General features: G+C 38.6%; 12 protein-coding genes and 1 tRNA gene. 12 read left to right on the plus strand and 1 reads right to left on the minus strand.

The features are described from left to right. Nucleotides 1-357 precede the first annotated feature (357 nt). The 8 genes from BM073_RS04005 (at nucleotide 358) to bshB1 (ending at nucleotide 9004) form a co-directional block, all read left to right on the plus strand. The gene (locus BM073_RS04005; protein WP_091650686.1) at nucleotides 358-753 is read left to right on the plus strand and encodes an START-like domain-containing protein; all 396 of its coding nucleotides are present in this window, start codon (nucleotides 358-360) and stop codon (nucleotides 751-753) included. 70 nt (nucleotides 754-823) lie between these two features. Continuing rightward, a complete protein-coding gene (locus BM073_RS04010; RefSeq protein WP_091650689.1) occupies nucleotides 824-2617 on the plus strand; it encodes an LptF/LptG family permease in 1794 nt (597 codons plus the stop codon). A 60-nt stretch (nucleotides 2618-2677) separates the two neighbouring features. Continuing rightward, nucleotides 2678-2953: a 30S ribosomal protein S15 gene (gene rpsO / locus BM073_RS04015; RefSeq protein WP_091650692.1), complete on the plus strand. Its 276-nt coding sequence runs from the start codon at nucleotides 2678-2680 to the stop codon at nucleotides 2951-2953. A gap of 99 nt (nucleotides 2954-3052) precedes the next feature. Further along, nucleotides 3053-5200 carry a polyribonucleotide nucleotidyltransferase gene (gene pnp / locus BM073_RS04020; protein WP_091650694.1) on the plus strand — a complete coding sequence of 716 codons (2148 nt, stop codon included), beginning with the start codon at nucleotides 3053-3055 and terminating at the stop codon, nucleotides 5198-5200. Nucleotides 5201-5256: 56 nt separating this feature from the next. Beyond that, the gene (locus tag BM073_RS04025) at nucleotides 5257-6120 is read left to right on the plus strand and encodes a sigma-70 family RNA polymerase sigma factor (protein WP_026954085.1); all 864 of its coding nucleotides are present in this window, start codon (nucleotides 5257-5259) and stop codon (nucleotides 6118-6120) included. Nucleotides 6121-6288: 168 nt separating this feature from the next. Continuing rightward, nucleotides 6289-7233 (plus strand): thioredoxin-disulfide reductase, encoded by a 945-nt coding sequence (gene trxB / locus BM073_RS04030; protein WP_091650697.1) that lies wholly within the window; start codon nucleotides 6289-6291, stop codon nucleotides 7231-7233. Between the two features lie 8 nt (nucleotides 7234-7241). Next, complete coding sequence (locus BM073_RS04035) at nucleotides 7242-8282, plus strand: LysM peptidoglycan-binding domain-containing M23 family metallopeptidase (protein ID WP_091650700.1); 1041 nt, start codon at nucleotides 7242-7244, stop codon at nucleotides 8280-8282. Between the two features lie 5 nt (nucleotides 8283-8287). Beyond that, nucleotides 8288-9004, plus strand: a complete 717-nt coding sequence (bshB1, locus tag BM073_RS04040; protein ID WP_091650703.1) for a bacillithiol biosynthesis deacetylase BshB1 — start codon at nucleotides 8288-8290, stop codon at nucleotides 9002-9004. Here the strand turns inward: bshB1 and pdxH are convergent, their stop codons facing one another. Next, on the minus strand, nucleotides 9005-9640 hold the full coding sequence (gene pdxH / locus BM073_RS04045) for a pyridoxamine 5'-phosphate oxidase (protein WP_091650705.1): 636 nt from the start codon (nucleotides 9638-9640) through the stop codon (nucleotides 9005-9007). Between the two features lie 101 nt (nucleotides 9641-9741). On the opposite strand from pdxH, the gene BM073_RS04050 reads away from it, so the two are divergent. From BM073_RS04050 to BM073_RS04065, 4 genes are all read left to right on the plus strand, one after another. After that, nucleotides 9742-10311, plus strand: a complete 570-nt coding sequence (locus BM073_RS04050) for a YqgE/AlgH family protein (protein ID WP_091650708.1) — start codon at nucleotides 9742-9744, stop codon at nucleotides 10309-10311. 48 nt (nucleotides 10312-10359) lie between these two features. Next, on the plus strand, nucleotides 10360-12330 hold the full coding sequence (locus BM073_RS04055; RefSeq protein WP_091650710.1) for a DUF349 domain-containing protein: 1971 nt from the start codon (nucleotides 10360-10362) through the stop codon (nucleotides 12328-12330). 108 nt (nucleotides 12331-12438) lie between these two features. Then, nucleotides 12439-12511: transfer RNA gene (locus tag BM073_RS04060), tRNA-Thr, on the plus strand. A 16-nt stretch (nucleotides 12512-12527) separates the two neighbouring features. Next, entirely contained in the window at nucleotides 12528-12854 is a 327-nt protein-coding gene (locus tag BM073_RS04065) for a GIY-YIG nuclease family protein (RefSeq protein ID WP_245756363.1), read from the plus strand. The last annotated feature ends 34 nt before the right edge of the window (nucleotides 12855-12888 follow it).

Genomic DNA, 12888 nt, shown 5'->3' on the forward strand with positions numbered 1-12888 from the left:
GGCGGATATGAATCCTGCGCTCTAACCAACTGAGCTACCTCGCCAGAATTTTTTTAATCACTATTTCAATACGTTGGGAGTTGAACCTGTCTGCGACAGGCAGGCCCGTGTCCTGCTCCCGATAACTATCGGGATACCTCGCCAGAATTTCTTTTAATAATTTTTAGATATTGAATATTGTAATTAATGCCTATATTAAGACACAGTCGAAATTCAATATTTCAAGGCTGAAAATCTTTATTTTCATCCAGTAAACCTCCCTCGCGAATGGGAATGCAAATATGAGGTCTTGTACTGTTAAATGCAAGTTGACGTTCTGTAAAAAATGAAATTTTCATCTAAGAAAATTTAGAAATCATGGTTAAAAATAAGTTTGTTGCTGATTATCAAATCAATGCGTCAAGGAAAATTGTTTTCCAATATTTGAGTACCGCAAGTGGCTTGGAGGAATGGTTTGCAGAGGGAGTTCGGATCAATGAAGACAAAGTTTTCATCTTTGACTTTGACAATGAGGAGCATTATGCCCGAGTTGCTTCCTTGCGCATCAATTCTCATGTAAAATTTGAGTTTTTCGACCCCAAAGATCCATATGAAAGTGATCATGCCTATATAGAGTTCAAATTGGAAGAAAATGAATTGACACAATCTCTTTTCTTAAAGGTTATTGATTATTCTGATAGCTATGAAGAAGATGAACTGGTGGCTATCTGGGATGGCTTAATTTCCAAATTGAAAGAGATAATTGGAGGTTAATTTCAATGATTTTAGCAACTTTGAACATCCATATCTATGTTTCGTTTAGAAGCAGGGTAGAAGAGGTGTCATGAAAAAAATAGACAAACTTATACTTGGGTCTTTCATAGGCCCATTTTTATTGACTTTTGTTGTTGTTGACTTTATCCTATTAATCGTCAACATGCTGAAATATTTCGATGAAATTTTCGGCAAAGGGCTGGGTTTTTGGATTTATGCCGAATTGATCGGCTATTTCGTAGTGTCTATTTCTCCGATGGCCTTGCCATTGGCGGTATTACTTTCAAGTTTGATGACTTTCGGGAACTTGGGAGAACACTTTGAACTGACAGCCATCAAAAGTTCCGGTATTTCACTTGTTCGGGCTTTAAGGCCGATAGCCATATTTACCGTCTTTTTGGTAATTGCTGCCTTCTTATCCAATAATTTCTTGGTACCTAAAGTCAATCTGAAAACCTTCAGCTTACTTTATGACATTCGGATGAAGTCTCCTGCTCTTGATATTAGAGAAGGGATTTTTTATGCAGGTATCCCAGGTTATAGTATTAAAGTCAATCAAAAAATCGGAGATAATGACTTGAAAGATATTATTATCTACAATCATAATGATGCATTGGGGAATTTGGATGTGACCATTGCAGATTCCGGTCGCATGGAAAAATTTTTTAACGAAAATTACATGAGACTCACCTTATATAAAGGTACCAATTATAAAGAGGCAAGAGCCACTCGTGGGATTTCAGAAAAACCGGTAGAATTCAATCGCACCACTTTTGATGAAAACGTCATCATTTTCGATATGGATGCTTTTCAGTTGAGTAGAACACCTGAGGATCTTTGGTCTACTAATAGAGCAATCAAAAACATTTCGGAAATAAAGGTGGGATTAGATTCCATCTCCACCTTGGTTAACGACGAGCAATTTCAGAACTACAGAACAGCTTCTAGTATATATCCATTCTTCACCCGAGATCGTAATTTGGATCCACTGGATAAAATTATGGAAAGAAAAGCGGAGGATGATTCACTGAGGGTTCAGAAGGCAAGAAAAAACAGAGAATTTGCTGATTCCTTAGAAAACCTGAAAAATAAACCTGATACCAGTACTATTTTGGCTACCAAACCTGAGTCTAGGTTAGAGTTCAAACCGGATAGCTCAAAAACTCTTTCAGTTAGAAACTCAAGCTCTGTATCCAAATCAGATTCACTTTTTCAGGCGAAAGTTTCCAACAGAAAAATTCAGAGGAGAAATCTAGAAAATATCGAGTTAGATGCTGAGGAATTGGTTGAGAACCCTCAAGAAGATATTCAGGAGCAGCCAAAGAAGATACGAAGAACAGATCCTTTGTCAGAGGAAGAAAAGGCTAAAATCGACTCAGTGGTTTTCAAAAAAGGCTATCAGTCCAATGCTCTTACTATGGCATTAAATAATGCTAGAAGCCTGAAAAATAATTTTAATATCAAAAAAATTCAGATTGAAAATCATCAGAAGGAGTTTAGGAGATATGAGATAGCTTGGTATCAAAAATATACTCAAGCTTTTGCGTGTTTTGTGATGTTTTTGATAGGTGCTCCGCTGGGTGCCATCATCAAAAAAGGAGGCTTAGGGATGCCTGTGCTAGTTTCAATCATTTTCTTTATAGTCTATTATATGCTGACCATCACCGGAGAGAAATGGGCGAAGGAAGGCGTTACTGATCCTTTCCTGGGAACATGGTTTTCCTGTCTGATGCTACTTCCTTTCGGATTGTTCTTTTTGAAGCAGGCAAGGAAAGATGCCAGATTATTTGAACCGGACTTTTACATAGAATGGTGGAAAGGGGTAAGAAAACGCTTCAAAGAAAAGAGAACTGTTCATTCTTGATATTTTATTTTTAGAATAATAGCCTTACCTTTGTAGCTGTTTTAATTAATTTAGCTAAACATGTATTTAACATCAGAGACAAAACAAGAGTTGTTTAAGAATCATGGAAGGTTAAAATCTGCTACTGATACAGGATCTCCTGAATCACAGATTGCCCTCTTCACTCACAGAATCAAGCATTTGACTGAGCATTTGAAGTCAAATAAGAAGGATCACTCCTCAAGATTAGGTTTGTTGAAGTTGGTAGGTAAGAGAAGAAGCTTACTTGACTACCTCATGAAAAAAGACATCGAGCGATACAGAGCGATCATCGCCGAGTTAGGAATCAGAAAATAACCCTTTAGTAAGGTTCTCTAAACTGAGAACCTTACTTTTTTCTTTTTTAGCTGGATGCGTTTATTTTTAAAACGAAAGAAGTATTACTAATCATAATTTATGTTACCAAACTTAATCACTAAGACCATCACCCTTCAGGATGGTAGAGAAATTACTATTGAAACAGGAGCTCTTGCCAAGCAGGCAGACGGTTCTGTTGTTGTGCGGATGGGAAAAGCCATGTTATTGGCTACAGTTGTTTCAAAGAAAGAAGCTTTAGAAGGTGTAGACTTTTTACCGCTTTCTGTGGATTACCAAGAAAAATTTGCTGCTTCCGGAAAAATCCCGGGAGGATTTTTGAAAAGAGAGGGTAGACTTTCTGACTATGAGATATTGATCTCAAGAATTGTCGATAGAGCTATCAGACCAATTTTTCCAGACGATTATCATGCAGATACTCAAGTAGCTATTACTTTGATGTCCTCTGACGAAGAAGTATTGCCTGATGCATTGGCAGGTTTAGCCGCTTCTGCAGCTTTAGCAGTTTCAGATATTCCGTTCAACGGACCTATTTCTGAGGTAAGAGTTGCTAAAGTGGATGGAAAATTGATCATCAACCCTAAGCCAGTTGAATTAGAGAAAGCTAGCTTGGAATTTATAGTAGCCGGATCATTGGACTACATCTTGATGGTGGAAGGTGAAGCCAACGAAATCTCAGAAGACGAGATGGTAGAGGCTATGCAATTTGCCCATGAAGAAATCAAAAGACATTGTGAAGCTCAGATGGAGCTTACCAAACTTGTAGGAAAAGAACAGAAGCGTGAGTACTCTCATGAGAAGTCTGATTCTGCATTGTATGACAAAATGAAAGCTGAATTGTATGATAAATTATACAATTCTGTAAGCAAGCAAATTGCTAACAAGTCAGAGAGATCTGAATTGATCAAAGCCATTAAAGACGAGTTTGTAGAAAGTTTAGGTGAAGAGCATGAGTTTGAAGCCTCTTTGATCGGACCATATTTCCATAAAATCCATAAGGAAGCAGCGAGAAACCTTACTTTAAATGAAAAGAAAAGGTTAGATGGAAGAAAACTCAATGAGATCAGACCTATTTGGTCAGTCGTTGATTATTTGCCATCTGCTCATGGTTCAGCTGTATTTACCAGAGGGGAAACTCAATCAGTAACTACCTGTACGCTCGGTACCAAGATGGACGAGCAAATGGTAGATGGAGCTGTTCTTTCAGGATTCAACAAATTCTTTTTGCATTACAACTTCCCAGGTTTCTCTACCGGTGAGGTGAAACCAAACAGAGGTCCAGGTAGAAGAGAAGTAGGTCACGGTAACTTGGCTATGAGAGCCTTGAAGAAAGTGTTACCTCCTGAAAATGAGAACCCTTATACCATTAGAATCGTATCAGACATTCTTGAGTCAAATGGATCATCTTCCATGGCTACAGTTTGTGCAGGTTCACTTGCCTTGATGGATGCAGGTATTCAAATCAAAGCTCCAGTAACAGGTATAGCAATGGGAATGATCTCTGATGCCAAAACTGGAAATTATTCCATTTTATCTGATATTCTCGGAGATGAGGATCACTTGGGTGATATGGACTTCAAAGTGACCGGTACTGAAAAAGGAATCACTGCATGTCAGATGGACCTTAAAGTAGAAGGTTTGGATTATAGTGTTTTGAAAGAAGCATTATATCAGGCAAAAGAGGGAAGGCTACACATTCTAGAAGAAATTTCCAAGACTTTGGCTACACCTAAGTCTGATTTGAAGCCACATACTCCAAGATCCTATACCATGATGATTCCTAAAGAATTGATTGGCGCTGTGATTGGACCTGGAGGAAAGGTGATTCAGGAAATGCAAAAGGATACAAACACTACTATCGTGATCGAAGAAATCGATAACCAAGGTAAGATCAATGTATTCTCTGCTAACCAGGACAACTTAAATGCAGCATTGAGCAGAATCAAAGCAATCGTTGCTCAGCCAGAAATAGGAGAGACTTATACTGGAAAAGTAAAGAATATTCAACCATTTGGAGCGTTTGTGGAATTTATGCCGGGTAAAGATGGTTTACTTCATATATCCGAGATTAAATGGGAGCGTCTTGAAAGTATGGACGGGGTGCTTGAACCAGGTGAAGAGATCGTGGTGAAGCTGATCGATGTCGACAAAAAGACAGGTAAGTTTAAGCTATCCAGAAAGGTTTTATTACCAAAACCTGAAAAACAGGAACCAAAAGCTCAGTCCTAAGCTTCTATTTATTAAATTCATTATCTTAAATTCAATTACACCAATAATATTTCTGAATGAGGCAGCTAAAAATTAGCAAACAGATTACCAACAGAGAAAGCCAATCCTTAGATAAGTATCTACAGGAGATTGGTAAGGTAGATCTGTTAACAGCAGACGAAGAGGTAGTTTTAGCAAAAAGAATCCGGGAAGGCGATCAACTTGCACTGGAAAAATTGACTAAAGCCAACCTTCGATTCGTAGTTTCTGTAGCCAAGCAATATCAGAACCAAGGGCTCTCTTTGGGAGATTTGATCAATGAGGGCAACTTAGGTTTGATTAAGGCTGCCCAAAGATTTGATGAAACACGTGGATTTAAATTTATCTCCTATGCTGTTTGGTGGATTAGACAATCTATCCTTCAGGCATTGGCAGAGCAATCCCGTATTGTAAGACTTCCTTTGAACAGGGTAGGTTCCTTGAATAAAATTTCCAAAACTTTCAGTGAATTGGAGCAGAAGTTCGAAAGAGAGCCTTCTCCTGAAGAACTTGCTGAAGTATTGGAAGTGACTGCATCTGAAGTTGTGGATACCATGAAAATTTCAGGTAGACACGTTTCAATGGATGCTCCTTTCGTTCAGGGTGAAGAAAACAGCCTTTTGGACGTTTTGGAAAATGATGGAGATGAGAAGCCAGATGATGGCTTGATGAATGACTCTTTAAGAAAAGAGGTTCAAAGAGCACTCTCTACGCTTACTCAAAGAGAAGCTGATGTGATTACCTTGTACTTTGGTTTAAACGGAGAGCATGCAATGACTTTGGAAGAGATTGGTGAAAAATTCAATCTGACCCGAGAGCGTGTAAGGCAAATCAAAGAAAAGGCCATTCGAAGGCTGAGACATACATCCAGAAGTAAGACCTTGAAGCCTTATCTGGGATAAAATAAAAAGGGGTTTCAAGCCCCTTTTTTTATTTTTAGAAGTTTGTACTTCAAAATAAATTGAAGTGATTACCAATAATATAAAATCACTTTTGGGAATTTTAACTTATCCCGGTTTTGTTGGCAAACTAGAAATATCAAAATTTACCCGATTTAACACAATTCGTTGATGAGTCAAGAAATTGAAAGAGTCAAAGTTCTGATTATTGGATCAGGACCGGCAGGCTATACAGCAGCCATTTATGCTTCCAGAGCAGGTTTAAGTCCGATTTTGTACACCGGAGGACAACCAGGAGGACAATTAACCATCACTACTGATGTAGAAAACTATCCAGGTTATCCAGATGGAATCATGGGTCCGGAAATGATGGAAGACTTTAGAAAACAAGCCGAGCGTTTTGGAACTAAAGTTCGATATGGTATGGTGACAGATGTGGACTTTTCTGTCAAACCCCATGTGGTGACGGTGGACGATCAAGTAAAAGTCCTAGCAGATACTGTGATTATTTCCACTGGAGCCTCAGCAAAATGGTTAGGACTGGAAAGTGAAAATAGATTGAATGGAAAAGGAGTTTCTGCCTGTGCAGTCTGTGATGGATTTTTCTTCAGAGGTCAGGAAGTGGCGATTGTAGGAGCAGGAGATACAGCTTGTGAGGAAGCTTCTTATTTGGCTAATATTTGTAGCAAAGTTTACATGTTGGTAAGAAGAGGAGAGATGAGAGCATCTCAAATCATGCAAAAACGTGTAATGAATAATCCTAAAATTGAAATTCTCTGGAATACTGAAACAGATGAGATTTTGGGTGAGGATGAAGTGACCGGAGTAAGAATTTTAGATAATATAACAGGAGAAAAAAGGGAAATTAAAATTTCTGGCTTCTTTGTTGCTATTGGTCATCAACCAAACACCGAGGTATTCAAAAAATTCATCCATATGGATGATGCTGGATATATCAAGACCATTCCTGGAAGTACCAGGACTAATGTGGAAGGTGTTTTCGCATGCGGAGATGCCCAGGATAATATCTATAGGCAGGCAGTCACAGCAGCGGGAACTGGCTGTATGGCAGCTTTGGATGCAGAGCGGTATTTGGCCGAAACTGAAAATCATTAAATGAATTCATGAGGTATCTTAGACTGATACTTATTTGCGGAATATTTTTGAGCATTGGACTTACCCAGTCTAATGCTCAAATTTTTCCTAAGATTATCAAGAGAAATTCCAATACAACTCCTGTTGTTCCTCAAGAAAGGAAAAACATTGAGTTGAGAGGATTTGACCAGGAATCTTATCTGAGAACGCTTTCTACAGTGACGGATTCCATGATTTTTGAAAATAATGTGAACCTGGGAAAGGTTCGATCAATCATAGCTGAAGATCAAAATGTGATGATCTGGGCACCTACCAACCGATTAGTGAAGGTGTCTGAACAAATTCAAATAGACAGTATTTGGGTGACGGCTTATGAATATTTTTCTGCTTGGGACTCTAAAAAAATCGATATCTACGACTTTGATATCAAAAGCTTTCAAGACTCTGTAAAAATCAGATTATACGATCCATTTTTTGGTTACAATTGGAGTATGCCTTTGGATCAAACACCCATTACTTCTCCCTTTGGCTATAGATGGAGAAGATGGCATTACGGAACTGATCTAGACCTAAATACCGGCGACCCTGTATATAGTACTTTCGATGGCATTGTTAGAGTTCGATCCTATGATCGATATGGCTATGGTTATTATTTAGTAATCAGGCATAAAAATGGACTTGAAACCCTTTATGGGCATTTATCCAAGTATTTGGTGGAGGTTGGTCAAGAAGTAAAAGCCGGTGAATTAATTGCCAAGGGAGGAAATACCGGTAGAAGTACAGGATCTCACTTACATTATGAATTAAGGTATAGAGGTCAGCCTTTTGATCCTGAAAATGTATATGATTTCAAGGAATACCGAATTCTTAACCAAGAATTTTTGTTGACTTCAGATACATTTTCTCATGTAGCTCAAGCTAGAGCAAGAGCCTATCACAGGGTGAAAAGTGGAGATACTTTAGGCTCCATTGCTAGAAGGTATGGCGTTTCAGTTAGTACATTGACTAAATTGAATGGCATCACTTCTAGGTCAATATTAAGAATTGGACAAAATCTAAGAGTGCGATAAATAAGATGAAGCTGGATATTTTGGTAATAGCGGCGCATCCAGATGATGCGGAATTAGGTTGCTCGGGAACAATTGCTGCGCATATTGCAAAAGGGTACAAAGTAGGTATCGTTGACCTGACAGCAGGAGAGATGGGGACCAGAGGTACTCCCGAATTGAGAATTGAAGAGGCCAACAAGGCTGCTGAAATATTAGGATTATTTGCTCGGGAAAATATGGGCTTTAAGGACATTTTTTTCCAGGATAACCAGGAGCATCAATTAGAGCTTATCAAGATCATCCGAAAATATCAACCAGATATAGTTTTAGCTAACGCAGTTACTGATAGGCATCCTGATCACGGTAAAGGCTCAGATCTAGCCACAAACTCCTGTTTCATGAGTGGATTGAGAAGGATTGAAACTGAATTGGACGGAAAGGCGCAGCAAGCTTGGAGACCCAAGTTTGTTTATCACTATATTCAAAATAATTACATAGAGCCTGACTTTGTGGTGGATATCACAGATTTCTGGGACACCAAAGTGGAAAGTATTTTAGCTTTTCAATCTCAGTTTCATGATCCCAACAGTCAGGAGCCTGAAAGCTTTATTTCAAATCCTGATTTTTTGCCATTTGTTGAAGCTCGAGCTAGAGAAATGGGACACAGGATTATGACCACTTATGGAGAAGGGTTTACTGTAGAACGAATGATTGGAGCTACTGATTTATTTGATTTAAAATAATCAGGGAGCAAGTCTGGAGATTATCCAACTTCCACTTTCAGTTCTTTCGAATAAGATTCTGTCATGTAATCTGCTAGGTCTTCCTTGCCAAAACTCAATTTTGGATGGTATAACTCTGTATCCTCCCCAGTGTGGTGGACGGATCATTTTTTCTGATTTAAATCTTTCCTCAACCGCCTCTTGGTTTTCATCCAAAACCTCTCTGGAGCTAATTTTCTTACTCTGAGGTGATGTCCAAGCTCCAATTTGAGATCCCTGGGGCCTGCTAAAGAAATACTCGTCTGATTCAGCTTCGCTGATTTTTTCCACTTTTCCAGTCACTCTAACCTGCCTTTCAAGCTCTGCCCAAAAAAATGTCAGAGATGCTTTAGGGTTATTGGCCAACTCTTGACCTTTCTCGCTCGAGTAATTTGTGAAAAATACAAAGCCATAATCTAAATCCTTGAGCAGGACCACTCGGCCATTTGGATTCCCATCCAAACCTACTGTGGATAAGGTCATGGCATTTACTTCAAGTACCTGAGATTCAACAGCTTCTTCTAACCAAGTCTTAAATTGCTTAAATGGATCTTTATTTATATCGCTGATATCCAGAGACTTTAGGGTGTAATCTTTACGTATTGATGAAATATCCATAGTAGGGGATTGGTATAAATTTTAACAGAATAAAAGTACAATGAGCATTGCATTTATAAAATTTAGGCATATATTTTTCCTGAAATAATCTTTTTGCGGAAATGAGTGAATCCAACCTTCCAACACCTCAAGCGGGAGATTTGTTAATCTCTGAGCCTTTTTTGCAGGACGAGAATTTTTCTCGTTCTGTAGTTCTGTTATGCGAGCATAATTCTGAAGGGAGCTTTGGATTGGTGTTCAATAAACCATCCATTCTTAGGTTGAATGAAATTGTGGAAGGTTTTGATTTTCTGGACCTAGAAGTTTACGTGGGAGGTCCGGTTGAACAGAACACATTACATTTTGTTTATTGTGGTGATAAACAGCTAAGCGAGAGTATTCAAATTGGAGAAAAGCTCTGGTGGGGAGGTGATTTTGAGGAGTTGAAGTCCAGATTGAAAACAGGAACCTTCGATTTAGAATCAATTCGATTCTTTTTGGGATATTCCGGTTGGGCGCCTGGTCAACTGACAGATGAGCTTACAGAAAACACCTGGATTGTCTGCAAAGAAGAATTAAATATCACAGCATTCAATTATTCTCCGGAAGAGCTTTGGAAAAGCCTTTTAAAAAATATGGGAGGGGAGTTTAAATTGATTGCAAATTATCCCACTGACCCAAGATTAAATTAGGCAAAATCCCTACTTTTGCCCATATTGCCTTGAAATAGTAGTGTTTTTATGACTGAGAAAAGTAATGATTTGTCCGACAAGGACAAGGTGACCTCAGCTTCCGAATCTCCGGAAGCCAAGGGTAAAGAGAAAGAAGTAGAAAACTCATCTGAAAAAGAGAGTTCAGATGTAGAAAGCAAAGAAGCGGCTCCCGAGCCTAGTGCTGAGGAGAAGACTTCTGAACCTGAAGTAGTTGAAGCCAAAGAAGAAGATGCAACAGTCACTTCTGAATTGGATGAAACTGATGAGGAGGAAGAGGAGGATCATCACGATGAGGATTTGGATATAGAAAATTTATCCAAAGCCGAATTAGTAAAGCTTCTTAAAGAAAAGACCAAAGAGAGTTCAAGCCCACTGAAGCTTGAAAAGATGGTGAATACTATCAAAGCTGCTTTCGACGAGTATACTCATAAGGAGCGTGATGAGGCTTTAGAAAAATTTAAAGCTGAAGGTGGAACTGAGGACGATTTTGACTTCAGACCTTCCGATGAGGAGAGAGATTTCATTACCTACTATTACGAGTTCAAAAAGCAGGTTTCTTCCATTCGAAAAGAAGCCGAAAAGCAGAAAGAGAAAAATCTAGACGCTAAGACCGAAATTCTCAATAAACTTCGTGAATTGGTCGATGGGGAAGAGACTACGCTCAGCATCAATGCAATCAAATCAATTCAGGAGGAATGGAAGTCTATAGGACCTGTTCCTGCTGCGCAAAATAGAAGCCTTTGGGCCAGCTACAATGCCTTGATGGATAGATTCTATGATAATAGAAGCATCTATTTCGAGTTAAAAGAGTTGGACAGGAAGAAAAATCTGGAAAGCAAACTGGAGTTATGTGAGAAGGCAGAAGCCTTGAAAGATATGCCGGATCTAAAAGAGGCTATCAAGGCGCTTAATGAGCTTCACGAAGAGTTTAAACATATAGGACCTGTTCCGAGAGAGGAGCAGGAAGAACTTTGGAAGCGTTTTAAGGCTGCCTCTGATGCTGTTTACGACAGAAGAAAAGAGTTCTACGAAAGCCAGAAAGAGGTTTTTAAAAAGAATCAGAATGAGAAAGAAGCTTTGATCGAAAAGTTAAATGCTTTCTCTGATTTCAAAGCTGAAAGAATCAAAGACTGGAATACTAAAACCAAAGAGATTCTTGATATCCAAAAAAGCTGGGAGAAAATCGGCCCTGTTCCTAGGGAATCAGGTAGAGAAATCAACAAAGCCTTTTGGACTGCTTTCAAGAAATTCTTCCATAATAAAAACCTGTTCTTCAAGGAGCTCGATGAAATCCGTGCTACAAACCAAGCCAAAGCTGAAGAGTTAATTCAAAAGGCAGAAGAGTTAAAAGATTCTACAGATTGGCAAAATACGGCCAATTCTATGATTGCCTTACAGCAGGAATGGAAGAAGTTGGGGCCAACTCCGGAGAAAAGCAGAGATAATCTATACAAGCGATTCAAGACTGCCTGTGATACTTTCTTCGATAACAGAAGGAATTCCAATAAGCAGGCAAATCAGGAGTACGAAGCGAATTACAAGGCTAAGCAGGCTGTTTGTGATGAAATTATCAAAGCTTCCAAAGAAAATCCGAGCGAAGAAGAACTGACTGAGTATGTTGGGAAATTCAACGAGATTGGTTTTGTGCCAAGAAAGAATATGAAAGATATTCAGGCACAGTTTAAGGCTGCTGTAGATGCTTATTTGGAGAAATTGGATGATGACTTCGATCGTGAAGACTTCTTGTTCAGATTGAATTTGAATAGAATTCAATCCGATCCAAATGCTGTGAAGACCTTGAATAAGAAAGAACATGGCATCAGAAAGCAGATTTCTGATTTGGAAAATAATATCACCTTGTGGAAAAACAACTTGGAGTTTTTCGCTGCTTCAAAAACTGCAGACAAATTGAAAGACCAGTTTGATGTGAAGATTCAGAAAGCAGAGGAAGAAATCGAAAAACTGAAGAAGAAGCTTTCCATTTTAAGGGAGTTTTAAATTAATCTCACTCAGAATAAGTGAGATAGAGAATATAGCTAAATTTTAATTCCTGAGTGTTTGGAGTGAAAAGATGATCAGGCTATATTTGCATCACAATTAAGGAACGCCTCTTTAGCTCAGCTGGTAGAGCAACTGACTTGTAATCAGTAGGTCGCTGGTTCGATCCCGGCAAGGGGCTCAAAAACCACTCAGAAATGGGTGGTTTTTTTATTATGTCAGATTCTATATTTTTTGTTTACGTCATTTATTCTCCTTCCTACGATAAATTTTATATTGGTCAAACGGAAGATGTTGACAGGCGACTGATTGAACATAACAATCATTTTTTTTCAAATGCCTCAACCAAATTCGCAGATGATTGGGAAATTTTTCATTTGATTATATGTTCGTCTAGAAGTCAGGCAATCAAGATAGAAAGCCATTTAAAAAAGTCAAAGAATAAAGTTTACCTGAATAACTTGAAAAAATATCCAGAGATTTCAGAGAGATTAATTGAAAAATATAAAGATAATGGTCAGTAGGTCGCTGCCCCGATAGCTATCGGGGCGATCCCGG

Origin of the sequence: Algoriphagus ornithinivorans (genome assembly GCF_900115305.1) — a bacterium.
Lineage (GTDB): Bacteria > Bacteroidota > Bacteroidia > Cytophagales > Cyclobacteriaceae > Algoriphagus > Algoriphagus ornithinivorans.

Coding starts and splice junctions, on each gene's coding strand:
- bshB1 (WP_091650703.1), top strand. CDS start 8,288: ATGAAGCTGGATATTTTGGTAATAGCGGCGCATCCAGATGATGCGGAA.
- BM073_RS04035 (WP_091650700.1), top strand. CDS start 7,242: ATGAGGTATCTTAGACTGATACTTATTTGCGGAATATTTTTGAGCATT.
- BM073_RS04055 (WP_091650710.1), top strand. CDS start 10,360: ATGACTGAGAAAAGTAATGATTTGTCCGACAAGGACAAGGTGACCTCA.
- trxB (WP_091650697.1), top strand. CDS start 6,289: ATGAGTCAAGAAATTGAAAGAGTCAAAGTTCTGATTATTGGATCAGGA.
- BM073_RS04005 (WP_091650686.1), top strand. CDS start 358: ATGGTTAAAAATAAGTTTGTTGCTGATTATCAAATCAATGCGTCAAGG.
- pnp (WP_091650694.1), top strand. CDS start 3,053: ATGTTACCAAACTTAATCACTAAGACCATCACCCTTCAGGATGGTAGA.
- BM073_RS04050 (WP_091650708.1), top strand. CDS start 9,742: ATGAGTGAATCCAACCTTCCAACACCTCAAGCGGGAGATTTGTTAATC.
- BM073_RS04065 (WP_245756363.1), top strand. CDS start 12,528: ATGGGTGGTTTTTTTATTATGTCAGATTCTATATTTTTTGTTTACGTC.
- rpsO (WP_091650692.1), top strand. CDS start 2,678: ATGTATTTAACATCAGAGACAAAACAAGAGTTGTTTAAGAATCATGGA.
- pdxH (WP_091650705.1), bottom strand. CDS start 9,640: ATGGATATTTCATCAATACGTAAAGATTACACCCTAAAGTCTCTGGAT.
- BM073_RS04010 (WP_091650689.1), top strand. CDS start 824: ATGAAAAAAATAGACAAACTTATACTTGGGTCTTTCATAGGCCCATTT.
- BM073_RS04025 (WP_026954085.1), top strand. CDS start 5,257: ATGAGGCAGCTAAAAATTAGCAAACAGATTACCAACAGAGAAAGCCAA.